This window comes from Paenibacillus chartarius, from assembly GCF_042432825.1.
GTDB lineage: Bacteria > Bacillota > Bacilli > Paenibacillales > NBRC-103111 > Gordoniibacillus > Gordoniibacillus chartarius.
Genome location: NZ_JBHLWN010000054.1, coordinates 16,184 through 37,886, shown reverse-complemented (window position 1 = coordinate 37,886; position 21,703 = coordinate 16,184). Strand labels below are relative to the sequence as shown.

At 46.3% G+C, this 21,703-nt stretch carries 26 protein-coding genes and 1 riboswitch; of the genes, 3 read left to right on the top strand and 23 right to left on the bottom strand.

Features of this window, described 5'->3' with window-relative positions; translation table 11 throughout:
• Positions 1-57: 57 nt before the first annotated feature.
• Positions 58-897 (bottom strand): TnsA endonuclease N-terminal domain-containing protein, encoded by an 840-nt coding sequence (locus ACFFK0_RS14095; RefSeq protein WP_377470885.1) that lies wholly within the window; start codon positions 895-897, stop codon positions 58-60.
• 278 nt (positions 898-1,175) lie between these two features.
• On the opposite strand from ACFFK0_RS14095, the gene ACFFK0_RS14090 reads away from it, so the two are divergent.
• Complete coding sequence (locus ACFFK0_RS14090; protein WP_512700674.1) at positions 1,176-1,790, top strand: DUF8832 domain-containing protein; 615 nt, start codon at positions 1,176-1,178, stop codon at positions 1,788-1,790.
• Between the two features lie 259 nt (positions 1,791-2,049).
• Here the strand turns inward: ACFFK0_RS14090 and ACFFK0_RS14085 are convergent, their stop codons facing one another.
• The 11 genes from ACFFK0_RS14085 to ACFFK0_RS14035 form a co-directional block, all read right to left on the bottom strand.
• Complete coding sequence (locus ACFFK0_RS14085) at positions 2,050-2,697, bottom strand: TVP38/TMEM64 family protein (protein ID WP_019007633.1); 648 nt, start codon at positions 2,695-2,697, stop codon at positions 2,050-2,052.
• Positions 2,698-2,781: 84 nt separating this feature from the next.
• Positions 2,782-5,217: a heavy metal translocating P-type ATPase gene (locus tag ACFFK0_RS14080; RefSeq protein WP_127607657.1), complete on the bottom strand. Its 2,436-nt coding sequence runs from the start codon at positions 5,215-5,217 to the stop codon at positions 2,782-2,784.
• Positions 5,218-5,298: 81 nt separating this feature from the next.
• Positions 5,299-5,499 carry a copper ion binding protein gene (locus ACFFK0_RS14075; RefSeq protein WP_019007631.1) on the bottom strand — a complete coding sequence of 67 codons (201 nt, stop codon included), beginning with the start codon at positions 5,497-5,499 and terminating at the stop codon, positions 5,299-5,301.
• A gap of 28 nt (positions 5,500-5,527) precedes the next feature.
• On the bottom strand, positions 5,528-5,869 hold the full coding sequence (locus tag ACFFK0_RS14070) for a metal-sensitive transcriptional regulator (protein ID WP_082655297.1): 342 nt from the start codon (positions 5,867-5,869) through the stop codon (positions 5,528-5,530).
• Positions 5,870-6,038: 169 nt separating this feature from the next.
• Positions 6,039-6,677 carry a response regulator gene (locus ACFFK0_RS14065; RefSeq protein WP_174351720.1) on the bottom strand — a complete coding sequence of 213 codons (639 nt, stop codon included), beginning with the start codon at positions 6,675-6,677 and terminating at the stop codon, positions 6,039-6,041.
• Complete coding sequence (locus ACFFK0_RS14060; RefSeq protein ID WP_254611574.1) at positions 6,649-8,076, bottom strand: sensor histidine kinase; 1,428 nt, start codon at positions 8,074-8,076, stop codon at positions 6,649-6,651. The genes ACFFK0_RS14065 and ACFFK0_RS14060 overlap by 29 nt, the downstream gene beginning before the upstream one ends.
• Before the next feature lie 69 nt (positions 8,077-8,145).
• A complete protein-coding gene (locus ACFFK0_RS14055) occupies positions 8,146-8,829 on the bottom strand; it encodes a haloacid dehalogenase-like hydrolase (RefSeq protein WP_127607651.1) in 684 nt (227 codons plus the stop codon).
• A gap of 150 nt (positions 8,830-8,979) precedes the next feature.
• Positions 8,980-9,069: riboswitch (cyclic di-GMP riboswitch) on the bottom strand.
• Between the two features lie 283 nt (positions 9,070-9,352).
• Positions 9,353-10,000, bottom strand: a complete 648-nt coding sequence (locus tag ACFFK0_RS14050) for a thioredoxin family protein (RefSeq protein ID WP_127607649.1) — start codon at positions 9,998-10,000, stop codon at positions 9,353-9,355.
• Positions 10,001-10,020: 20 nt separating this feature from the next.
• Complete coding sequence (locus ACFFK0_RS14045; protein WP_127607647.1) at positions 10,021-10,578, bottom strand: TlpA disulfide reductase family protein; 558 nt, start codon at positions 10,576-10,578, stop codon at positions 10,021-10,023.
• Positions 10,579-10,596: 18 nt separating this feature from the next.
• On the bottom strand, positions 10,597-11,319 hold the full coding sequence (locus ACFFK0_RS14040) for a cytochrome c biogenesis CcdA family protein (RefSeq protein WP_127607645.1): 723 nt from the start codon (positions 11,317-11,319) through the stop codon (positions 10,597-10,599).
• A complete protein-coding gene (locus ACFFK0_RS14035) occupies positions 11,312-11,992 on the bottom strand; it encodes a hypothetical protein (RefSeq protein WP_127607643.1) in 681 nt (226 codons plus the stop codon). The genes ACFFK0_RS14040 and ACFFK0_RS14035 overlap by 8 nt, the downstream gene beginning before the upstream one ends.
• 173 nt (positions 11,993-12,165) lie before the next feature.
• On the opposite strand from ACFFK0_RS14035, the gene ACFFK0_RS14030 reads away from it, so the two are divergent.
• A complete protein-coding gene (locus ACFFK0_RS14030; protein WP_062494073.1) occupies positions 12,166-12,924 on the top strand; it encodes a C40 family peptidase in 759 nt (252 codons plus the stop codon).
• A 424-nt stretch (positions 12,925-13,348) separates the two neighbouring features.
• The gene (locus tag ACFFK0_RS14025; protein WP_127607641.1) at positions 13,349-14,785 is read left to right on the top strand and encodes a bifunctional metallophosphatase/5'-nucleotidase; all 1,437 of its coding nucleotides are present in this window, start codon (positions 13,349-13,351) and stop codon (positions 14,783-14,785) included.
• Here the strand turns inward: ACFFK0_RS14025 and ACFFK0_RS14020 are convergent.
• The 11 genes from ACFFK0_RS14020 to ACFFK0_RS13970 form a co-directional block, all read right to left on the bottom strand.
• Positions 14,782-15,366 (bottom strand): class I SAM-dependent methyltransferase, encoded by a 585-nt coding sequence (locus ACFFK0_RS14020; RefSeq protein WP_127607639.1) that lies wholly within the window; start codon positions 15,364-15,366, stop codon positions 14,782-14,784. The two genes, ACFFK0_RS14025 and ACFFK0_RS14020, sit on opposite strands and share 4 nt — an antisense overlap.
• On the bottom strand, positions 15,347-16,471 hold the full coding sequence (locus ACFFK0_RS14015; RefSeq protein ID WP_085170059.1) for a sensor histidine kinase: 1,125 nt from the start codon (positions 16,469-16,471) through the stop codon (positions 15,347-15,349). The genes ACFFK0_RS14020 and ACFFK0_RS14015 overlap by 20 nt, the downstream gene beginning before the upstream one ends.
• Positions 16,461-17,147 (bottom strand): response regulator transcription factor, encoded by a 687-nt coding sequence (locus tag ACFFK0_RS14010; protein WP_085170060.1) that lies wholly within the window; start codon positions 17,145-17,147, stop codon positions 16,461-16,463. The genes ACFFK0_RS14015 and ACFFK0_RS14010 overlap by 11 nt, the downstream gene beginning before the upstream one ends.
• Before the next feature lie 105 nt (positions 17,148-17,252).
• On the bottom strand, positions 17,253-17,642 hold the full coding sequence (locus ACFFK0_RS14005) for a DUF302 domain-containing protein (protein ID WP_127607635.1): 390 nt from the start codon (positions 17,640-17,642) through the stop codon (positions 17,253-17,255).
• A gap of 66 nt (positions 17,643-17,708) precedes the next feature.
• A complete protein-coding gene (locus ACFFK0_RS14000; protein ID WP_085170062.1) occupies positions 17,709-18,080 on the bottom strand; it encodes a rhodanese-like domain-containing protein in 372 nt (123 codons plus the stop codon).
• 10 nt (positions 18,081-18,090) lie between these two features.
• Positions 18,091-18,357, bottom strand: a complete 267-nt coding sequence (locus ACFFK0_RS13995) for a metal-sensitive transcriptional regulator (RefSeq protein WP_062494090.1) — start codon at positions 18,355-18,357, stop codon at positions 18,091-18,093.
• 64 nt (positions 18,358-18,421) lie between these two features.
• Complete coding sequence (locus tag ACFFK0_RS13990; RefSeq protein ID WP_127607633.1) at positions 18,422-18,901, bottom strand: DsrE/DsrF/DrsH-like family protein; 480 nt, start codon at positions 18,899-18,901, stop codon at positions 18,422-18,424.
• Positions 18,902-19,281: 380 nt separating this feature from the next.
• On the bottom strand, positions 19,282-19,506 hold the full coding sequence (locus ACFFK0_RS13985; protein WP_062494096.1) for a sulfurtransferase TusA family protein: 225 nt from the start codon (positions 19,504-19,506) through the stop codon (positions 19,282-19,284).
• Positions 19,507-19,530: 24 nt separating this feature from the next.
• Positions 19,531-20,670 (bottom strand): MBL fold metallo-hydrolase, encoded by a 1,140-nt coding sequence (locus ACFFK0_RS13980; RefSeq protein WP_144942025.1) that lies wholly within the window; start codon positions 20,668-20,670, stop codon positions 19,531-19,533.
• Between the two features lie 19 nt (positions 20,671-20,689).
• Positions 20,690-21,088, bottom strand: coding sequence for a DsrE/DsrF/DrsH-like family protein (locus tag ACFFK0_RS13975; protein WP_062494102.1), 399 nt, complete (start codon positions 21,086-21,088; stop codon positions 20,690-20,692).
• Positions 21,089-21,116: 28 nt separating this feature from the next.
• Positions 21,117-21,695, bottom strand: a complete 579-nt coding sequence (locus ACFFK0_RS13970; protein WP_062494104.1) for a sulfurtransferase TusA family protein — start codon at positions 21,693-21,695, stop codon at positions 21,117-21,119.
• Positions 21,696-21,703: the final 8 nt, after the last annotated feature.

Sequence of the window (21,703 nt, the reverse complement as noted above, 5' to 3'; positions counted from 1 at the left end):
GCTTCTGCCTCATTCACCCCTCATTCAGACTCAGAACACCTGCTTAATTCCGAGCCTCTATGCTAAGTGAATCAATTTTTGTGTCGATTTATTCTGATAAATAATTAATGGCTCCCTTTCTCGAATGATTTGTTTATTCATCTCCGTTCCCCAAAATTTGTTTGCTAACATGTACTGGAGGATAAACATACATGTCCCTTTTTCTAAGTGGCATTCATGATCTGTCCGCAAACATAGATTAATAAGCGGCGTTTGCCCAGCATCTTTCACAAATATCCCAAATAACTCATCGGATAGTAACCCAACGAGTTCCTCATTCACACCAGGTCGTGTATCCAAATATTTAGCTTTTGCCATCCATTCTACGTTCTTCACTAGGTTGACGGGGATTTTGTCTTCCGTAATAATGCACCAATCAATCCCCTGCTCTGCAAAGTAAACCCTTTCGATTTCAAAAAGTTCTAAAGTACGGTCAGTTAATTTTTCGCGTGGTTTTATGGTTCGTATAACATCTCGACTGCCGTCTTTTGTTTCCAAGGTGAGCCTGAAATCCGTTGTCATTACTACAGGTTTTCCGTATTGATGTGGATGTTTAATACCAAGTTCTTCAGCAATCTCCATTGTTCTTTCTAAGGGTAACAGCGGCCATTGTTCGCGTATATCAGTCACTCCATCAAGCCATTCACAGTAATATAAGTACTTTCTTTCATGCTCAGACAAGGTGTGGTGAATCCTTTTAGTTTTCCACCCTTTATGTCGTGCCAGCCATCCTTCTGAGGCAATTTTATTGTCATGTGCCTGAATAAAGGGCTGATAATTTTCTCCAACTCCCTGACCCCTGCCTTTTTTAATGTAGTTGGTTTGCAGCTTTTCTTTTCTTGTGCCTTGTTTAGACAAAATAACACCTCCATTTTGGTTTCCATAAAACGGCCTATAGCGAGCTGTCCGTTATAACCCCTAAAAACGACTAATGGCTTCGCTCCCTAAAACCAAAGGGCGAAGCCATTAGATTTAAATTGTTTTGCTGTAATACTAGATGGTCTTAATTCCATTTTAACCAAGAACGGCTGTTAAATAAACATTCAGATACCAACTCTATTGTAAAGGCACTAACTTTGTTGTAAAGGTACCAACTATAATGTCTAGGCACTAACTTTAATGTCACCGAACATCAGATCCAGGATAATACGGGGAAGCCGATTGAGAAATTTCAAGTCAGTCATGAAAAACAAATGCATTTAATCGTTGTTAATAAAGATCTGTCATTTTTTAATCATATCCATCCTGATTACAAGGGAAAAGGGCTGTTCCAAATTCGCACTCAATTCCCAACAGGGGGAGATTATAAACTCATCGCTGATTTTATCCCAGAGGGCGGTGAAGCGAAAACGGAAAGTCAATGGGTCAAAGTCTCCGGGGATGTTCCTGCCGCTCAGCCACTTACACCGGAGACTAACTTAACCAAAGTCGTTGAAGGGAAAGAAGTATCTTTATCCTTCGACCAGCTTCAGGCAGGAAAAGAACTGACCATGACATTCAATTTTCTTGATGCCAGTACGAAACAACCGATTACAAACCTTGAACCGTACTTAGGTGCAGTGGGTCACGTCGTTATTTTGAGTGCCGACGCAGAAAAATACATTCATAACCCCCCCCTGGAAGAAAAGGCAACTGGACCACAGGCTAAATTTGGAACAGCATTCCCTGCAAGCGGGATTTATAAGTTATGGGGGCAGTTTAAACATCAAGGTAAAACCTTCATTGTCCCCTATACAATCCAGGTTCCGTAAAAGTCAACGAAAACATGGTTGCAAGTAAATTGCGGCCATGTTTTTTGCAGATTTTATGCTAATTCATGCTGATAATTATCGGTAATAACCGCCCCTTCTTTTACCTCTGTCTTTTGTATTTTGCAGCAGGAGACGACCAACCCGATGATCACATCATCGCCCTCTTATCCGAATACGTTTTGCTCACTATCAACCTTATGTTTGTCGAAAATCAAAGCCGCGCATGGCTTGGATCGAGCCCGGAGGCGCGGGGTATAGTCTAACCTTGAATGGCTGACTTGGATTTGTTGTTTGATCGTCTCCGGAAAAACCAATAAATAAGAAAAACTACGGAAAGAAAGAGAACATAGATCAATGATGTCCAAAGAACATCACGCAAGTCGGAGAGCAATTGGTCTCCAATGACGGCAAACACAAACATAACAGGTATTTTCCCAAGCAACGTAGCCGCAAAAAAAGGTCCAAATCTCATTCGACTGATTGCAGTGTAAACATTTACAGCGGCAGCAGGTACAAAGGGGATAAGACGGGCCGTCAAAACCGCGAGAAACGCGTTCCGTTCCATCAACTCCGTAAACCGGTCCATTCGCTTGTATTTTGACAAAAGCCTTCTTCCCTGCTCCTGAAAAACCGTCCTCACAGACAAGAATAGCAGAGCGGCTGCAAGGGTGGAGCTAATGACATTCAGGAATCCTCCCCAAAAAGGGCCGTATTTGGCCCCCATTATTCCGGCAACAACGCCATAAGGGACAATAGGAATCAGGGCCAATAATACAGCTGCACCAAATAGCAGTAGAAGATGATTAGCACTCTCAGCATCCAACCAACGAAGGATCGGACCTTTGTTCATGACGATCACGATGATGGCCGCCACGTAGCCGAGAAGTGTAATCCACTTTTTTATCATCTTTCAGCATTCTCCTGAGAATTCTGTTATTATTGCCAGATGGTGAGAGGGCAAATTTCTTAATAAGCCAATTCCCTCACTCCCTTATTTAACAATGGCTCGCTGCAGCCTGAGTGCGTTGAGTACGACCGAAACCGAACTGAACGCCATCGCCGCGCCTGCCAGCCAAGGAGCCAAATATCCTGCTGCTGCGATGGGAATGCCGACTACATTATAAGCAAGAGCCCAGAACAGGTTTTGTTTAATATTTCGCATTGTTTTCCGGCTCATCAAGATAGCATCCGGAATGCTGTTCAGGTCGCCGCGCATCAGCGTCACATCTGCAGCTTCCATGGCAACGTCGGTACCCGTACCGATGGCCATTCCGATATCGGCTGTGGCAAGTGCCGGGGTGTCATTGATGCCGTCGCCGACCATCGCCACTTTCCTGCCCGATTGCTGTAATTTCTTAACTTCATCCGCTTTGCCTTCGGGCAGCACTTCCGCCAGTACCCGGTCGATCCCGACCTGCCTTGCAATCGCACGGGCGGTTCGTTCGTTGTCACCGGTGATCATGACGACATCGAGGCCGAGTTCTTTCAACCGGGCAACGGCTCGCCTGGAAGTGTCTTTGATCGTGTCAGCCACCGCTACGATACCGGCGTAACGCCCATCAACGGCAACAAGCATCGCGGTTTTTCCCGATTCCTCAAGTGCATTCATCGTTGCGAAAGCCGATTCCGCATCGATCTGATTTTTGACCATCCATTTTCTTGTTCCGATCAGAACCTCTTTGCCTTCGACGACCGACCGAATGCCATAACCCGGAACGGCTTCAAACGCTTCAGTTTGCGGCAGAACGATGTTTCTTTCCCGCACGCCGGCTACGATCGCTTCCGCAAGCGGATGCTCGGAGTTTTTTTCGGCCGCTCCCACCAAAGCAAGAAAGCGGCTTTCATCGATAAATTCCGAAACGATAACATCCGTCAGCTCGGGTTTGCCTTTCGTTACCGTACCGGTTTTATCCAACACGACAGTTGTAATTTTATGCGTCGATTCCAGGTGTTCTCCGCCTTTGAACAGAATTCCGAGCTCCGCCGCGCGGCCAGAGCCGGCCATAATGGAGGTTGGCGTTGCCAATCCGAGCGCGCACGGACAAGCGATGACAAGCACCGCTATCGCTTTTTCCAAAGCGCCGGAAAAATGACCGGGTTCGACACCGAAATACCACACCAGGAAGGTGATCACAGCAATCCCGACGACAATGGGAACGAATATACCCGAGATCACGTCCGCAATCCGTTGAATCGGCGCTTTGGAACCTTGCGCTTCTTCGACGACTTTGATGATTTGCGCAAGCGCGGTTTCTTTTCCTACTTTGGTTGCCTCAATGCGGAGCATGCCGTTTTTATTGATGGTGGCTCCGATCACCGGATCGCCCTGCCGCTTACCGACAGGAATGCTTTCACCCGTCAGCATCGACTCGTCCACAGAAGATGAACCTTCAAGCACGATTCCGTCAACAGGCACTTTTTCGCCGGGTTTCACGATTACAACATCACCTACGGCAACTTCCTCTATCGGTATGGAAACTTCCTGACCGTCGCGAACGACAAGTGCGGTCTTGGCCTGCAATCCCATCAAGGTTTTGATGGCTTCCGATGAACGGCCTTTCGCTAACGCTTCAAACAGTTTTCCGAGAACAATGAGCGTAATCAGCACGGCGCTTGTCTCGTAGTACATAGCAGGCACATGATGCGCCCCAGCCTGGTTGGCCCATTGAACCGTTAAATAAAGACTATAGAAGTAAGCGGCCGACGTGCCGAGCGCCACCAAAACATCCATATTGGCGCTGCCATTCCGAAGCGCTTTATACGCTCCGATATAAAAATGCCGGCCGACGATAAATTGAACGGGCGTTGCCAGAAGCAATTGAAACCACGGATTCATGAACAATTCGGGCACCCAGATCCAGGCGGTAAACGAAAAATGACCGACCATTGCCCATAACAGCGGCAGTGACAAAAGGGAGGAAATGAGAAGCTTCTTTTGTTGTCTCTTGATTTCTTTTTTTCTGTGGTCTGCAGACTCTTGTTTTTCCTGTTTTATCGCTGCTTTGTAGCCGAGCTGCTCCACTTTCCTCACCATATCCGAAGCGGACACCTCAGCAGGTGAATATTCTACTCGTGCCGTCTCCAGTGCCAGATTGACGGTTGCTTTGTACACTCCGGGCAGTTTGCTGAGCCCCTTCTCAATCCGGGCGGCACAGGCGGCACAGGTCATGCCGCTGATTTCAAAATCAACGGCTTCTTTGACGGTATCGTATCCGATCTCTTGAATTTTCCGCTCGATTTGGGGAAGTTTAACTTTATCCGGATCGTAAGTAACGGACGCCTGCTCGAGAGCAAAGTTAACTGTCGCTTCCGATACACCTTCCAGTTTGTTTAATCCTTTCTCAATCCGGTTTGCGCATGCGGCACAAGTCATACCCGATATTTGCAAGGTCGTTTGCTGTTTTTTTGGGGATTCCGTGTTTTGCATGTAAACCGCCTCTTTCATACCCCTATAGGGTATTTATAATAATAAAAAGAAAGGCCACCAGCAAGTGACCCCCCATGCCTGTTAGGCAACCTCGTAGCCTTGTTCTTCAATGGCTTCCTTCACGGCATCCAAGGATAATTTATTTTCATCGTATTCTACAGTAACCGAGTTGCCTTTCAGATCAACACGAGCCGACGCACCTATTTCTTTTAAGGCTTTCTCAATGGAATTGACACAGTGTTGGCAGGACATACCGTTCACTTTAAGTGTTGCTTGTTTCATACAAATCCCTCCGATATTTATGATTTCATTATTTCATTAATTTATTAACCGTAATCAACAATTCGTCAATGACTTCATGTTCTCCGGCCTGGATGCGTTCCACGACACAACTTTTCATGTGTCCTTCAAGCAAAAGCTTGCCAACGCTGTTTAAGGCTGACTGAATGGCCGCGATCTGGTTCAGTACATCGTCACAATAAGTATCCTTCTCAATCATCCCTTTAACTCCGCGAATTTGGCCTTCGATACGGTTCAAACGGGATATCAAGTTGTTCTTCATTTTGTCCGAATGATGGCTTTTCCTTTCGCTTTCTGGAGAACAACAAGAACGGTCAGCTTCATCCGGTAGCAATTCCTCTTGGTTCGCCACGACTTATCACCCCACAACAAATATACTATACCCCCTTAGGGTATGTCAAGATGAAATTATTCTAGTCAAATGAATTTGTTCGTCTTTAACTCAAGAAGAAGCTTAATGTTTGTAGGACAGAAAAACAGCCCGGTCTTCCATTAAAAGCCGGACTGTTTGCTTTGAGATTCTAATCAATTATCCCAAGACGCTTGGCTTTTCGGGCAGCTTCACGGCTGGAGCGGGTTCCCAGCTTCTTCAGAATACGATTCACATGCTTTTTTATGGTGCTTTCAGTTGCATGCAGTTTGCTTTGAATATTTGATTGCTTGTACCCTTTATGAATGAACCTTAATATTTCCTGCTCGGCTGAGGTTAACTGCTTACTACGTTGCTCTCTTTTCATCCGCCGAAATTCCTTCACCAGCACACCAGCCGAATCCGGATGAATGTAATTCAAATTATTGTAGGCAGCGCGAATAGCGCAGGGAATATCTTCGAAGTGGGCCTTCGTTACATAATTGACTGCCCCTGCCGCATACGTATCCATAATTGCCTCTTCCTCGTCGATGCCGGTCAGCATAATGATCTTGGTTTGCTTTATTTCCAAAATATCCATGGCCGCTTCAAGTCCGTCATACCCATTATCGGATAAAATAAGGTCCATGAGCACAACATGCGCGTCACTAAGCCTGGCGAGATGAACCGCATCCTCCCTGTTCGCCGCCGAACCGACGACGACAAGATCATGCTCGCGGCTCAGGAAACTTGTGAGTTGGTCACGCCAGACGGCATCATCCTCAACCAACATAACCTTGATTTGATCCAATGTCCCTCACCTCGGTTAACGGAAGCGAATGGGATCGAATCCTTTTGTGTGGAATTTGAATTACGACCGACGTCCCGACATTCAATTCGCTTTGAATATCGATCGATCCGTCATGCTGCTGAATAACATTGTAGCAGTACGTCAATCCGAGACCGAAGTTTTGCTTGCGATGTTTGGTTGAATAAAATGGATCGAACAAATAGGTAAGCTCGTCTTGTGATATTCCCTTTCCGTTATCCTTAAAGACGATCGTAAGATGCTTCCGCGTTTCGCATACCGAAATGAACAACATTCCTCCCGGCTCCATCGCTTCGGCCGCGTTGACGATGATATTGTGGAACGTTTCCTGAAGATGAACCGGATCGCAGAGTAGATAAATCGCCTTATTATCAACATCCGTATGAACCTGAACGCTCCGCTTTTCCAAGAACACTTTCGTCATCGAAAGCGCGCGGCTTAGGATGTCCGTTACCTCATGAATCCCCTCTTTCAGCATGATATCTTGCGTCCGGTTTTGAATGCGCGTCACCATATCCAGCATATGCTTGGTCGAATCAAGCACAACGGCTGCATCGCTCGCAATTTTCTCCTGATGAGACGAAGCTGCCAGATTTCGAATCTGATCGGCGACAATCCGGATTTTTCCGACCTCATTTTTAATCGTGTGGTTCAATATGCTTGTCCCGTACGAGATGGCGCGCATCGTACCGTCCAACCGGTCCTTTTCGAACTTTATCCGGACGCCGAGTACGCCATATTTGATGCCGAGGAGCAAAAATGTTACCAGCAGAATCGTAATCACAAACGGCATAAACCGCCATACTTCCTGAACATCGAAAAACGCCTTTAATGTATAGTTCGCCACGATTTGAAACAGGATCGGGGGAAATGCAACAATATTGGAAAATAAACGGCTTCTTTTCCGTTTCGGATTCTTCTCTTTCATAAAACTGTATGTTAACAGGATAAGACCAACGATCAGATAAGGTACGCACCAAAAAAACAGCGCTTGAAAGTTATGCTGGATCGGGGGAGTGAACGACGTGAGGAAAAGCATCCCGATGATCGGGATGGGAAGCACCCCTGCGAGGATCATTTTCTTTTTACGGCGGAATAACCCGGAGTAGCTGACGGCGAACATCAAAAAACAATAAGGAAGTCCATTATGATTCATAAACGAGCCGAACATGTGCATCTTTAATAAGAATGCTTCAAGGGAAGGCGTAGAGATTTGATACTGCTCCAGATAGGGCAAGATCGTTTCGGTTACCGCGCGCGACAATCCCCCGCCACCGCCTGTAAATGCGGTAAATGCCGCCCAGCGTGTCGGTTCATTTTTGGGATTGATAATCAGCAAAATGGCTGCAATCGTCCACAATGCAATGAGTACAAAGACCATTCGGTCCAACTCCTTTAATCGTTTTGACTACCGATTAAAGAGGAGCGCCGTCGTGGACAGAGGCTTCAATTATGCTCGAATCAAGACAGCCTCCCTCTGTATCGACTTCATCCATTTCTTTTTCTTGTTTGCCACGATGATCGGGTAATGGACATGCTCCAGCATCGGCAGATCGTACTTGGAATCTCCAATCGCCATCGTCATTGCAGGATTCAAGCGTTGGATGTAATTGCGCTTAAATCCTTTCAGCTGAGAAAAGTCGATTCGAATCCTCGAATCCTGTTTAACGACGGGCAAACATACATAGGGAACCTGAAAATACGCTCCGTAATGCTTTACGATCAAATCGAAATTGGTTGACAACAACGTGACCTGAACTCCTTTTTCCTTCAAATAAAAGATGAGATCGTGCACAGGAACGATAAATTGCCTCTTGAGCATTTCTTCAAAATACCTTTGAGCGTATTTCTCTAGCTGTTCATAGGCGTACTTCCCGAACTTTCTTTGCACAAATACGTGATTAAACCAATCTCTCGACAAACGATCCACTGCAAGATAGAATGGAGCCGCAGCCAAGCAGTAAACAAGAAACAGCCACCATAGCAGCCGGTTCTTCAGGCGTTCTCTCTTGATGAACAAGTAAAACTGTACGATGTTGCTTTTGGTAATCGTATTGTCGACATCAATAACCGCATGATTCACCCCATTGGCCAATATTCCGTCAAACTGCGAAAAATCTCTACTGTGCTTCATTACATCTCCCCTCAGTTAGTTTGAATTTCCTAAGACCTCGATCTCACATTAATCCCAGGACATATCGAAGACGATCACTTCCTTTCGTCAATTTTTTCTAAAAAACAAAAAAGACACTACCCCAAACACGTAGTATCTTCTGGATGACTGTAGGGTAACCCGGCTATCATTGCATAATATTATGCAGAAGACCCGTGGCTTTGCGTCCCTGCCTTTCGAACAGGTTTGCCATTATCCAAGTCAGACTTATTACCTATTATTATATTACCAGGTTGTGGAACAGGCAAGAACCAAAATGGGAAATTTTTGAATTTGTCGAATAATCGCTTGAAAGAGTTTAGTACTTTTTTCCTCAGGCCCAGATAGTCTTTGTTCTCAAATCATATTTGGTAGATTATCGTGACATCTAGCGACACGTCTATTTCAACTCCACCGATGAGTGCAGAATTGAGTGATATTTGCCATGGTAACCCGACATTGGAATAATAAAAGGCTTTTAAACCTTCTTTGCTTACATGATTGGCTAACGAGAAATCGTCCATTCCAATTTGATATCGGTAATTCCATAGGCCGCCAAGGTACGATTGAGCAACGTCTTCATCCGATCGGTTTCTTCCATGCTCACTTCATTTGTCGAACGGAGCGTTACGACGCAAGAATCATGATGAAAGGAAACCCGCTCAAGCGAAGTGTCTGCCGGAAACGGATTGTCAAATCCTTCAGGCCGGGTGCGCAACAATTGTTGAATCGTTGTTATTCTTGGCGCTTTAACGGAAGTCTTGTTGATCACCGTTGTCTCCACCGGAACGGCGTTGCCGTTTTGGAACAAATAGATCGTGTAAGTTTCGGTAGTCTCCCGGTTTTCTTCCCGCGGCGCTTCCGATCGCAGCGATCCTTCTTCTATCTGTCTAATCAAGTTCCATACCTCTTCCGTTTCTTTAAAACCTTCAATACGGTACAATTCAACGCCGCTGTCATCCAAAAAGAGCGTGGTGGGATTCATCTTAATGCGATATCGATTGGTCGTTTCATGGTCAACATCCACATAGACGACTTCATATGCAAGCTCTTTTTTGCAGGCAAGCAATTCTCCGATGACCGTATTCATGGAGCGGCCCATCGGACAAGCGGATAGTGTTAACAAAATCAATTTTTTAACCGATTGACTCATGCGGCATAACCTCTCCCGTCTTATTTGATATTGGAAACAGCTTCTTTCATAATGTCGTAATTAATCGCGCCCTGAAACTTTTCCCGAATCACTCCGTCCGAGTCCAGCAAGAATGTCGTGGGATAGGCGACAACCTGATAGGTTTGCATGACGTCTCCTTCCTTGTCCAGAACGATGGGGAACGTGAGCTGTTGCTCTTTCACAAATGCTTGTACGTTATCCGGATTTTCCTCGGTAGGTGTCAGGTTAACACCCAAAATCACAACGTCTTTCGATTGGTAATCCTCATAAAATTTTTGCATATGGGGCATTTCCACCCGACACGGCGGACACCATGTCGCCCAAAAATTGACCAGCACTTTCTTGCCCTTAAAATCAGACAGGTGAACAGGATTCCCTTGCAAATCCGTAAGCGAAAATTCCGGCGCAAGCTGCCCCTTCAGAATGCCCGTCTCCAGGTTTGCTTCCCCCGATTCCGCAATTTTTCCGGTTTCTGAAGAAGACTTGTGAAAATAATCGTATCCGCCATAAACGACGAGCCCTATCAAAACCAGAACAGCGATCATGCTTTTTTTCATCCGTTTCATCTCCACTCGTTAAAAGTTGATCTCCCAAAACGTATATTGGGATAGCCAGGCGCTGATCTTCTGCAATTGCCCGGTAAACAACAGAAACCCCAGCCCAATGAGCAGCCAGCCATTCAGTTTGGACAGGAGAGGTATCCATCTGTTCATTTTTTTCATGAACTGCAGCGAATACGTCAGCAACCATGAAATCAGTAAAAACGGAATACCCAATCCGAGGGAATACACGGCCAACAACCCAACCCCGTTCCACAGCGTTTCGGCAGACCCGGCCAGAAGCAAAATAGATGACAACGCCAACCCTACACAGGGGCTCCAGCCGGCGCCAAAAGCCACGCCGGTAAGCAGCGAACGGATTGCGCCGCGGCTCCTGTTCGTTTTGATTTCCCATGTTTTACCGGACATCAACAGCCGGAGATTTAATAATCCGGCCATTTGCAGACCAAACACAATAATCAACAGACCGCTTATTTCTTGGATCAAATCGCGTTCCTGGGCAAAGAAGCGGCCAATAAAGCTTGCCGAAGCCCCCATCGCGATGAAAACGAGACTAAAACCCACAATAAAACTAAGAGACTGAACAATCAGTTTCCCCCGATGCACGACCAGTTTGCCATCTTGAAAGGACGAGCCCGTCAAATGGGAAACGTAAGCGGGAATGAGCGGAAAGACGCAAGGGGATAAAAAGGATAGCATCCCCGCGGCAAAGGCTGCGAAAACCGAAATATTATCCATGAGAACCTCCTTTTTTCACCTTCTCGTCCAACCAGGCCCATCCGGTCAAACCCGTGGCAACGAGCAGAAAAATCAACTGCTGTTTACTGAAGGACAAAAGCCACATCGGACGATCGGGGACCAGAAACCATAGCATCGCATGTCCAATCGAGAACCAAATGGCGTATGCAAGTCCTATTGGCGAATCGGATCCTCTTGAAGAAAACAAGAAAGACATGAAAAGAACCGCTGTTAATCCGGCGCTTGCCGCATGAAACCAGGCCGGCTCCTCCCCGATCATGAATAACAACACTTGGCAGGCCGACCAACCCGCGAATGCATACGTGATGAAAATGTCGACCCACATTTTTAAAGGAATGTTTTGCTTCAAAGCCTTCTGCCAAATATAGACCGCGGCAACCAGGCTTGCCATCCATTTCCCGCGTTCCCCGCCATCGAAATAGATGAAAGAAACAGGCTGTTGGATGGCTTCAACCGGATGAAAGAGCAGGTAGCTCGCTTTCCAGACGATCAGCCACAGCCAGAATGCGTTTGATACGCAGGACAAGATCAACCCCCGCTCCGGCATGTTTCGGAGCCGATATTGTAACATCAACCAGCCCGCCGCCCCAAAACTGAAATACAAAATCAGTTGTCCGTTCAAGACAAAAGAACCGATTTGAATGCTGCGCAAACCCCCACCTCCTTGCAGATGAGGATAACGCTTCTTTTTAAAGAAATGATTAAGCGATTGGAAAAATGTACATCCAGGTTCACTGCATCTCCTGTGATAGGCTTGGATTAGACCGCGAGCCGATATTTTCCGCCGCGGGAATTATCCAAATCCACAAGGAGGAATTGCAGTTGATGAAGAAAAAACTGGCTATGGCACTGTTTGTAACGACTTTTATTGCCGGAACGATTTCATTGGGACAAGACTCCGCTTCGGCGGCCAAGGGTGATGCCGTCATCGTGAAAAGTGTCAATTTTCGGGACAAGCCTTCCCTAAGCAGCGAGCGCATTCGTTATTTGCAGGCAGGTGAACATGTGAATATTTTGGAACGGGTGAACCCCTATTGGTACAAAATCAAGGATGGCCAGGGGCAAACCGGTTATGTCACAACACAGAGCCGGTACATATCAGTGGGAGGCGCCTCTTCCGGTGAAACCGCACAAACTGCTGCCGGCACAGCCAAAAACGTGATTGAAGCCGGTATAAAATATTTGGGAACGCCTTACGAATTTGGTTCCAGCCGCTCCAATACCAGGACTTTCGACTGCTCGGACTTTGTTCGACAAGCGTTTAAAGACGGGGCCGGCATCATTCTTCCCGGCAATTCCCGGACACAAGCCGAATATGTAAAAAAAATTGGAAAAACAACAACGAATTGGCGAGACTTGAAACCAGGAGACATCATGTTCTTTATGTCGTATAAAGGAAGCAAAAGTTCCAATTATTCCGGAATCGACAAATCCGCACAACGAATCACGCATAACGGCATTTACTTGGGGAATGGCAAGATTTTGCATACGTATTCCGTGAAATCCGGCGGGGTAAGAATCGATAGCATTGAAGGCAAGCACTGGGAATATCGGTTTGTGTTCGGCGGCAGTGTTCTCAAGTAACGCGGAGCGGAAGGGACAGCCATGTCCCTTCTTTTGTTTATGTTTTAATCCTGGGAGCCCTATTGCGGGTATTGGCGGAAGCACGGAGCATTTCCTTCCTTACGAAGGAAGGATCAAGATCGATGGCGGTACACAACGTTTCGAACCAGTCGGTCTTCAAGAAGCCAAGCGCTTCTTGTCGCATTTGGAAATTTCGTCCTCCTTTCCGGGCCTTTGTTTTCAAATCGAAATAAGTTTGGATCAAAATGGCGCAAACCAGAACCCGGTACCCAAACGACATCCTCATCTCTCCCTTCCCGGATGTTCTTCGTTTGATCGTACCGGCCTTGTGTTAAGTTCTGATAAAGAAGGTTTAAAAACAGGCTGGAACTCCCCATACTATCCATAAGCTTGGGATCACATGCTTCAACAAGGGGGCTTAAGTGTGGAACTCGTATTGATTCAACAAAATGACACGCACGGTTGTTTGGACGCCCATCCGGAATTCTTCTGGGGCGATCCGCGTCCGTTCTACATTCATTGCGGGGGCTTTTCACGCATCTTCCGCTATGTGACATGTTTAAAACAACAACATCCCCACGTACTGTTTGTTGACGGGGGCGATTTGTTTCATGGTACAGGACCGCTAGTTTTGTCCAAGGGTGAAGCCGTCTTGCCGCTACTCCGACAAATGCCGCTCGATGCTTGGGTACCTGGGAACTGGGACTTTGCTTACGGACCCCAACAGCTATTTTCTTTGATAAGTCAAGTTCCGGCACCGGCATTGGCAATGAATGCCAAGCCAATCTCCGGCAAAGTCAATCCTTTTCATTCGCATATGATTCGGGAAATCGAAGGTATACGGGTCGGTTTGACGGGATGGACTTATCCTTTTGTAGATCAAACGATGCCTCCTTCTTTCTCGGAAGGATTTACTTTTTCGCTAAATATAGACGATATGAGAAAAGTGGTTCATCAATTACGGGAGAAGGAGCGAGCGGATCTTATCGTGGTGATCAGCCATATGGGACTGCCTTTGGATATAAAAGCGGCATCCTGCATTGAAGGGATCGATATCATTTTAAGCGGGCATAGTCATGATCGAATCGACAAACCAATCAGACAAAATAACACATGGATTGTCCAATCCGGGGCAAGCACTTCGTTTCTCGGAAGAATCGATATTTCCTTTGAAAACGGAAAAATAACCCATATTCGGCATCAACTTATTCCGCTTTACGCGGACGAATACGAAGAAGACCCGGAATTCTCGCGTCTTATCCGGGAGATCAAGCAACCTTACGAGACGCTCCTGCGCGAAGAAATCGGCAAGCTGAAAACACCGCTTCATCGCATGTTTTTGAATGAAACGCCGATGGACCGTCTCATCACCGACGCGTACCTGTATGCGATAGATGCCGATATCGCTTTGTCTCATGGTTGGAGGTACGGCGCCCCGATTCTTCCGGGAGTCATAACTGTGGAAGATTTATATCAAATCATACCGACGAACCCGGAATTGTTTACACTAGAACTGGAAGGGCGATTCATTCTTGAAGCCTTTGAAACGAACCTGGAGCAAGTCTTTTCCCCGGACCCGTTTCAGCAGAAAGGCGGATATGTGTTGCGAACTTCCGGTGTCATCATGGCTTATAAACCATATAACCCCAAAGGACGGCGAATCGAACATTTTCTCGTTCAAAATAAACCGCTTAAACAGGATGCCATATACCGAATTGTCAGTGCCGGCGAACAAATCCTCGGGCAATATCAGTCCGTCAAAAAGCATTTGGGAATTCATGCCCATGATGCGATCAGGCACTTTTTTCAAGCCCATCAAACCATTGAAATTCATGATACGCCCCGCATTTTCAGTATTTAGCAGTTATGTGCACAAGCCCTTGCAACAATAAGATAGTGCTGATCGGAAGGATAGGTCAGTTTTTCAACCAAGAACCCATTCTCTTCAAATGCTTCTGCAAGCTCATTGGAATGTATTCGATGACGGAGAGGAGGGCCTTGTTCCGTTTGTTTTTTTTCCCATTCGATACATAATACTGTTCCGCCCGGCTTTAGCACTCTGCTCATTTCTTGGAGTCCTTTTTCCAAAGGTTCTACTTCGTGTAAGACGAATGAAGCGATCACATGGTCGGCGATTTGTCCTGCCAGGGGAATACATTCAATGGCTCCTTCAATTAACTCGACATTGTCCAGTTTTTCCTCCTTCACACGCTTTCCCAAATATTGCAGCATCTGTGGTGCAACGTCCAAAGCATACACTTTCCCGTTGGTAAGTCCTGCCGCGGGTATGGTAAAATAACCGGTACCTGCCCCCAAATCCAGAATAATGTCGTTATCTTGGATTTCCAATAATTCCAATAACTTTTCTGGAGGCAGAACTTTTCGCCGCTCCGGGTTGTCCAGTTTCTCCGTATGTTCAGGGTTAAACCGGCGCTCCGTCATGATTCTTAACCACCTTTACCGTTTTTATTTCCAAAGGGAGAGTAACCCAAAAATTATGCAGATTACCATCCGAGTGCAGTCCGACTTGTCCGCCGAACCGTTCCACAATTTCTTTTACAATCGCAAGACCCAGCCCAGTACCGTTCCTGTCTTTCTCCCGGTGTCTTGACGGATCCACGCGATAGAACCGCTCAAAAACCAAATCGCGAGCTTCACCCGGTATTGATTCTCCCATGTTGGAAACCGTGATGCGGTATTGTTTTTGTTCCCTTTTTCCCGTAATCTTTATCTCATTCCCTGTATTATACATGAAAGCATTCTTGAGCAAATTGTTCATGACCTGTTTGATTCCGTCTTCCTCGCCAAGAACGACTCCCTCTTGTATGGAGACGTCCAATGAAACACCTGCTTTGTCGCTTTCCAACTGAAAAGCCTGAATCGTTTGTTGCAGAAGTTCATGTATTTTGATTTCTGTCTGATACAGACTGTTATTCCCTCGAGCTTCCCAGACCGTCAAATGATGAAGCTGTTCTACGAGACGGGTGAGGTGCTGAGATTCTTCAAGCAGAGATTGATACAATTCCCGATTGCCTTCTATGACACCATTTGATAATGCCTCCAAATAGCCGTTCAAGTTGCTTAGAGGCGTGCGCAGTTCATGCGATATATTGCTTAGAAGACGTTTTCGGTTTTCTTCCGTACGCTTCAATGTTTTTGCCAATTCGTTAAAGTGCTTCGTAAGCTGACCGATTTCATCATGAGATTTCGGTTCGATGGGCTCCGGGTAATGTCCCTCGATCATGAGCTGCGTTGACTTCGCGAGCCGTTTTAAAGGAGAAAGTATTTTTTTGATAAAAACATAATGAATGATGGCGGCAACCAAAATGGCCAAAAAACTTGCTCTCCATAAATAAAACTCCATTGTTTCATTGAAGAACCTGCTTTTTTCCTCACCGACCAGCTCATATTGGCCCACCACCATGCAAGCAAAATCTTTTACGGATACCCCAGCGAGCCAGATCACAACAGCGATGACCAGGCCGTTGACCATAATGAGTTTCATCGTCAAACGCTTTCGCCAAAACATCCAATGTTTAATATGCATCAAATCGATATCCCATCCCTCTTATCGTTTCAATAAAACGGGGGGCTCCTTCCATTGCTTCGATCTTTTCCCGGAGCTTGCTGACATGGACATCCACGGTCCGGTCGATTACAGAACGTTCTTCATTCGGATACAGCTCTTGTAATATTTGTTCTCTTGTCAATATTTGATTCGGATGCCGCATCAGAAAATATAAAAGCTTAAATTCATGCATCGTCAGCGGAATAAGTTCTCCGTTGAACTTCACTTCTCCTCGAAGCGGTTTCAGCGTTAGTCCTTTGTAACTGATTTTACTGCATCGATTGGCCGTTCTTCGCAGGACGGTTTCGACCCTGGCAACGACCTCCTGCGGGCTGAAGGGCTTGGTAATATAATCGTCCGCCCCCATTTGCAGCCCCTGAATCCGATCCGATTCGTCCACCTTGGCCGTCAGCATGATGATCGGAATATCGCTTTTCATATCGGAACGGATCCATTGACACAGCTCTTCCCCGCTTTTATGCGGAAGCATGAGATCCATAATCACAAAACATGGATCGAGCTTTTCAAACAACTTCATTCCCTCAGAGCCGTCTGCCGCTTCTAAGATCTCATATCCTTCTTTTTCCAAATATATTTTCAGCAACTGCCGGATCTTGGCGTCATCTTCAACAATCAGGATCGTTTTGCCCTTCATTCCTCTAACATCCCCTAAACACGTTGCCGTTTGTCCGAGAATAGCATCCATTTGTTAAGATGCGTTAAAGAAAAAACCAATGAGATGAACTCATCGGTTTTCATATCATGGATTCGCAGCCTGATTGATGCATCCAATCAATCGGGCTTCCACATCGGCGGCAATGCCCATCAGAGCAGCATCCTCCAGCATATTCATGAATGCGGTCGGTTTCGGCATGCCGATTTTGGTCTTCCCGTCCGCTTCATAGACCACGATTTTGCACGGAAGAAAGTAACCCGCCAACGCACTTTCACTTACGACTCTGTTCGCTTCCGCAGGATTGCACACCTCCAAAACCACGTACTCCCGCTCAAAATCAAATCCTTTTTCCTTCAGTTTTTCGCGAAGATTAAACCGCCACAGCACGCCAAACTGTTCTTCCTTTAAAGATGTTTCCAAGGCGGCAATGGCATTCTGAACGTTCGCTGTTGTTTCTGCCGTATAATGAAACATGGCCGTTCCCCCAGTCAGTGTATTAACCCTAACGATAGTATGGTATCTTTTCCGGAAAAAACTCGTCTATTTTGTTAAAGGTCCGTCCCACGCCGTGATCCCGCCGTTCAAGTGAGCCACGTTACGGTATCCGCTCCGGCTCAGGATCCTACCGGCTTGCTTGCTGCGCATCCCGCTGCGGCAGTACAAATAGACAGGACTTTCTTTCGGAATCTCGCCTAGTCTCCTGTGAATCTGACTTAACGGAATGTTTACCGCTCCTGGAAGGTGACCCTGCTTAAACTCATGAACCTCTCTAACATCGATCAGCCTTTGCCCTTTGTATTCCTTCTTGAACTGCTCGATGTTCAGATTCCTCAATCCTTTCACCGGAGCGAATTGCTTAAACAGAAACCATGCTAAAAGAATAAATAATATGGCGTAAAAATAATAATTCATGCGGAATCACCTACCTGCTTTTGATCAATAATTCCACGGCCTCCTGAACGAGTTTGCTCGTATCTTTGCCGGCTTCCTTTTCTTCAAGAATGCACTGCTCCAGATTGACCGCAACGATATAGGCAATGGCTTTGTCGACTGCGCTTCTGACAGCTGAGAGCTGGCTCACCACATCCTTGCAGTTTTTCTTTTCCTCCATCATTTTCAGTACGCCGCGTACTTGCCCTTCCACGCGGCGCAGTCTTCTTTTTACATCATCATCGTAATTCATATTCATCGTTATCCCCCATTTGCTTATACGTGTATAGGTATATTATAACCTAAATCCGGGGGAACTGGTCTTAAATAAACAAGTTCACTTTCGCGTCTGCAGCATCCCCCAAATAGGCTGCAACACCGGCATAATCGATCCCGTCGATCAATTCTTCTTTCCGCAATCCAAGCAAATCCATGGTCATTGTGCATGCAACCAGTTTAACTCCCTGCTCCTGCGCGAGCTCAATCAACTGAGGCAGGCTGAGCGCATTATGTTTCTTCATGACATGCTTGATCATTTTGGGACCGATTCCGGCAAAATTCATTTTGGAGAGTCCCAGTTTTTTCGCTCCGCGCGGCATCATTTTACCGAACATGTTCTCAAGAAACCCTTTCTTTACGGAAACAGGTGGATCTTTTCGAAGGGTATTCAATCCCCAAAAGGTGAAAAACATCGTAACTTCGTGATCATAAGCGGCCGCTCCGTTGGCAATGATGAAGGCGGCGATCGCTTTGTCCAAATCTCCGCTAAAAAGAACGATGGTGGTTTTTTCTTTTTGGCTCATATCTATCATCCTTTCTTTGTAAATCATACAGGTATGGGTATTAAAAAGCGAAAAAAATTAGTCATACTTGGTGCATACTTTCTTTTTACGTTGATCATAGGAGCTTCTTCCGGATATAGAAAAGCATACAATTCGTTCTATCCTGCACGCTTTCTTAAAATTTGCGCGGCTCAGCACTTCGCGAAGATTCACCGGCTTTGCCCCATTGTTTTTTCATTCTTTGCAATTTGGGGAAAGATATATAATAAAGACCTTGAACAGGCCCGTGATTTCGAATTTGGTAAGCAATGAAGGTTATTGCTGCAATAAACCAAATCATGTTTTCTTCCTTTCTTTTAGGAAGGAGATGCAGTGCCTGGAACCACATCCCCTTCAAAAACTTATCCTTTCTTTACGATAAACTTAAATACACCGTTGTCTTCTTTAGCTTCGATCAATTCATGGTTCGTTTGTTTAACCCATGCTTGGAAGTCGTTCATGGAACCTTTGTCGGTTGTGTGCAATTCCATGATTTGACCGGATTCGAGCGAATCGATTGCTTTCTTTGCTTTGACGATCGGCATCGGGCAAGCAAGACCTTTTGCGTCAACAACAATATCCGCCATAAGTTGAACCTCCTTCCTTACATTTTAACCGTGATGATGTACCGCGCAGCGGTTCGGTCCAATCTCGAGTTCGACCGCTTTTTCTGCATCGACTTGGAGTTCGCCCCGGTTGATGGCCACAATTTCTTCAAAATTTGGCGGTTTCTCCATGGAGACCGCGCTAGCCACTTGTTCCGTAAAGGCTTCTTGGTCGGCGTTTTGCATAATTTCGTTATTCTCGCGAATTTCACCGAATGTGGCCCCAACAATACCGTTATCGTTGATCTCCTGAATGTCGGCATAGTGAGCGGGCAGAACGAGACAATCGTCCGGGAGATCGCTCAGCTTGTTGAACACGGTATCGTACAGATCCATCGCCCATTCTTTTGCCTTGCCTCCAAGATCGGGTCTTCCCAAACCGCCGACAAAGATGGTATCTCCGGACATCAAGAACCGGTTGTTGATCAAGAAGGATGTCGATCCGGGGGTATGCCCAGGCGTGGGAATCGCCAAGACCTCCACATCAATTTCTCCGACTCTGATCCGATCATGCCGATCCAACGGCTCAAACTTCAAATTCGTATCCTTTACCTCCCCGGAAGAGATGTAATACGTTGCGCCGGTTTGTTCGGCAAGCTGTCGCCCTCCGGAAATATGATCGGCATGCAGATGGGAATCCACGACATGTTCAATCTTGAAACGATGCTGTTTTGCAAGTTCAAGGTAAACATCCACCTTTTGATTCGGGTCGATGATCATGCCTTTCCCTTCCGAAATGACGGCATAGGAGAGGCAGCCTTTAGACAAACGGTTGATTTGAATCAATTTGAACTTTTCGTCCATGTATACGATGGTCGGATGGTAGAACTGGCTCCAGGCCAGCATTCCGCCTTCCAACGAGTAGGTTTTATACCCTTTCTCCATCAACATTTCCGCTACAAAGTCGGAAGATCCGCCTTTTGCGCAAACGACGACCATTTCCGTATCCTTTGGCAGTCCGGCGTGCACCTGCTCATCCTCTTCCAGAAAGTTAAAGTACGGAATGTTAACGGATCTCACTTTTTTTCCTTCAATTTTCCAATCGTTATAATCTGTCTCGTTCCTTACATCGAGAATCACCACGTCTTCACCCGAATTCATTTTACGGTGAAGCTCTTCTGCCGTAATCAAGGGTACTTTTTCCATTCTTATTCTCCTTTCCCGCTTAAAAGTTCAGCGTCACCTGCGCGTCGAATGCAAAATCCAAAAATGCCGCGGCGCCGCCGAGTTCAATTCCATCGATAAAGTGCTCTTGGTCAAGTCCCATCACATCTACTGTCATTTGGCAGGCGATCATGCGGACACCCGATTCTTTGGCCACGTCCAGAAGTTGGGTTACTGTCGGAACATTAATTTTTTTGAAGCCTTCCGCCAGTCCTTCGTTACCCGGTCTGAGTTGCAGCATTTGCTCGGAATCCTTATGAATGATCGACAGTCCTTCAAAGGTAAAGAAGATAGCCACCTCAGCGTCCAGCGCCGCCGCTGCCGTTGCAATGTTCAATACTTTGTATGCAGTTTCAAGACCCCCGGAAGATGCGATAATCGCCACTTTTTTGTTTGCCATGTTTTGTTCTTTCTCCTTTACTCGATTATTATTCGTCGCTTTCTGTGGCCCCCTGCCACTGGGACATGCCTGGCACCACATTCTTTACTTTGGAAAATCCGCGCTCGGCAAGAATTTGGCAGGCCATATCGCTGCGGTTCCCCGTTCTGCAAACGACTGCGTACTCTTTGCCCGGATCCAGCTGACTCAGTTTTTCCTCCAGTTGTCCCAAAGGTACGGAAACGGCGCCGGGAATGCGCCCGAAGGCATATTCCGCAGGTTCTCGTACATCCAATACGCTGATGCTATCACCAGAAGTTAGTTTTTGATTTAGTTCCTCGTTACTCATGATGTGAGGGAATTTTATTTCCGTTTTTGTCTCGCTGTCCGATGCTTTTCTCAAGAAATGGCGGAAAACCCCGTTCTCTTCCTTCAGACCAATGTATTGATGGCCGGTGCGTTTAGCCCAGCCCTGCAAATCTGCGACGGAACCCTTATCGGTGGCCCGCACTTCAAGGACTTCCCCCGGCTGCATTTCATCGATGGCTTTTTTTGTTTTTACGACCGGCATCGGACATGCCAGCCCTTCGCATTCAAGGACGCGGTTCGTTTGGATTGCTATAGTCATTACAATCA

What these genes read in the sequence shown, in the direction of transcription:
- ACFFK0_RS14085 (WP_019007633.1), bottom strand. Translation starts at nt 2,697, where the DNA reads ATGATAAAAAAGTGGATTACACTTCTCGGCTACGTGGCGGCCATCATC.
- ACFFK0_RS14080 (WP_127607657.1), bottom strand. Translation starts at nt 5,217, where the DNA reads ATGCAAAACACGGAATCCCCAAAAAAACAGCAAACGACCTTGCAAATA.
- ACFFK0_RS14075 (WP_019007631.1), bottom strand. Translation starts at nt 5,499, where the DNA reads ATGAAACAAGCAACACTTAAAGTGAACGGTATGTCCTGCCAACACTGT.
- ACFFK0_RS14060 (WP_254611574.1), bottom strand. Translation starts at nt 8,076, where the DNA reads ATGGTCTTTGTACTCATTGCATTGTGGACGATTGCAGCCATTTTGCTG.
- ACFFK0_RS14055 (WP_127607651.1), bottom strand. Translation starts at nt 8,829, where the DNA reads ATGAAGCACAGTAGAGATTTTTCGCAGTTTGACGGAATATTGGCCAAT.
- ACFFK0_RS14050 (WP_127607649.1), bottom strand. Translation starts at nt 10,000, where the DNA reads ATGAGTCAATCGGTTAAAAAATTGATTTTGTTAACACTATCCGCTTGT.
- ACFFK0_RS14045 (WP_127607647.1), bottom strand. Translation starts at nt 10,578, where the DNA reads ATGAAAAAAAGCATGATCGCTGTTCTGGTTTTGATAGGGCTCGTCGTT.
- ACFFK0_RS14040 (WP_127607645.1), bottom strand. Translation starts at nt 11,319, where the DNA reads ATGGATAATATTTCGGTTTTCGCAGCCTTTGCCGCGGGGATGCTATCC.
- ACFFK0_RS14030 (WP_062494073.1), top strand. Translation starts at nt 12,166, where the DNA reads ATGAAGAAAAAACTGGCTATGGCACTGTTTGTAACGACTTTTATTGCC.
- ACFFK0_RS14020 (WP_127607639.1), bottom strand. Translation starts at nt 15,366, where the DNA reads ATGACGGAGCGCCGGTTTAACCCTGAACATACGGAGAAACTGGACAAC.
- ACFFK0_RS14015 (WP_085170059.1), bottom strand. Translation starts at nt 16,471, where the DNA reads ATGCATATTAAACATTGGATGTTTTGGCGAAAGCGTTTGACGATGAAA.
- ACFFK0_RS14010 (WP_085170060.1), bottom strand. Translation starts at nt 17,147, where the DNA reads ATGAAGGGCAAAACGATCCTGATTGTTGAAGATGACGCCAAGATCCGG.
- ACFFK0_RS14005 (WP_127607635.1), bottom strand. Translation starts at nt 17,642, where the DNA reads ATGTTTCATTATACGGCAGAAACAACAGCGAACGTTCAGAATGCCATT.
- ACFFK0_RS14000 (WP_085170062.1), bottom strand. Translation starts at nt 18,080, where the DNA reads ATGAATTATTATTTTTACGCCATATTATTTATTCTTTTAGCATGGTTT.
- ACFFK0_RS13995 (WP_062494090.1), bottom strand. Translation starts at nt 18,357, where the DNA reads ATGAATATGAATTACGATGATGATGTAAAAAGAAGACTGCGCCGCGTG.
- ACFFK0_RS13990 (WP_127607633.1), bottom strand. Translation starts at nt 18,901, where the DNA reads ATGAGCCAAAAAGAAAAAACCACCATCGTTCTTTTTAGCGGAGATTTG.
- ACFFK0_RS13985 (WP_062494096.1), bottom strand. Translation starts at nt 19,506, where the DNA reads ATGGCGGATATTGTTGTTGACGCAAAAGGTCTTGCTTGCCCGATGCCG.
- ACFFK0_RS13980 (WP_144942025.1), bottom strand. Translation starts at nt 20,670, where the DNA reads ATGGAAAAAGTACCCTTGATTACGGCAGAAGAGCTTCACCGTAAAATG.
- ACFFK0_RS13975 (WP_062494102.1), bottom strand. Translation starts at nt 21,088, where the DNA reads ATGGCAAACAAAAAAGTGGCGATTATCGCATCTTCCGGGGGTCTTGAA.
- ACFFK0_RS13970 (WP_062494104.1), bottom strand. Translation starts at nt 21,695, where the DNA reads ATGACTATAGCAATCCAAACGAACCGCGTCCTTGAATGCGAAGGGCTG.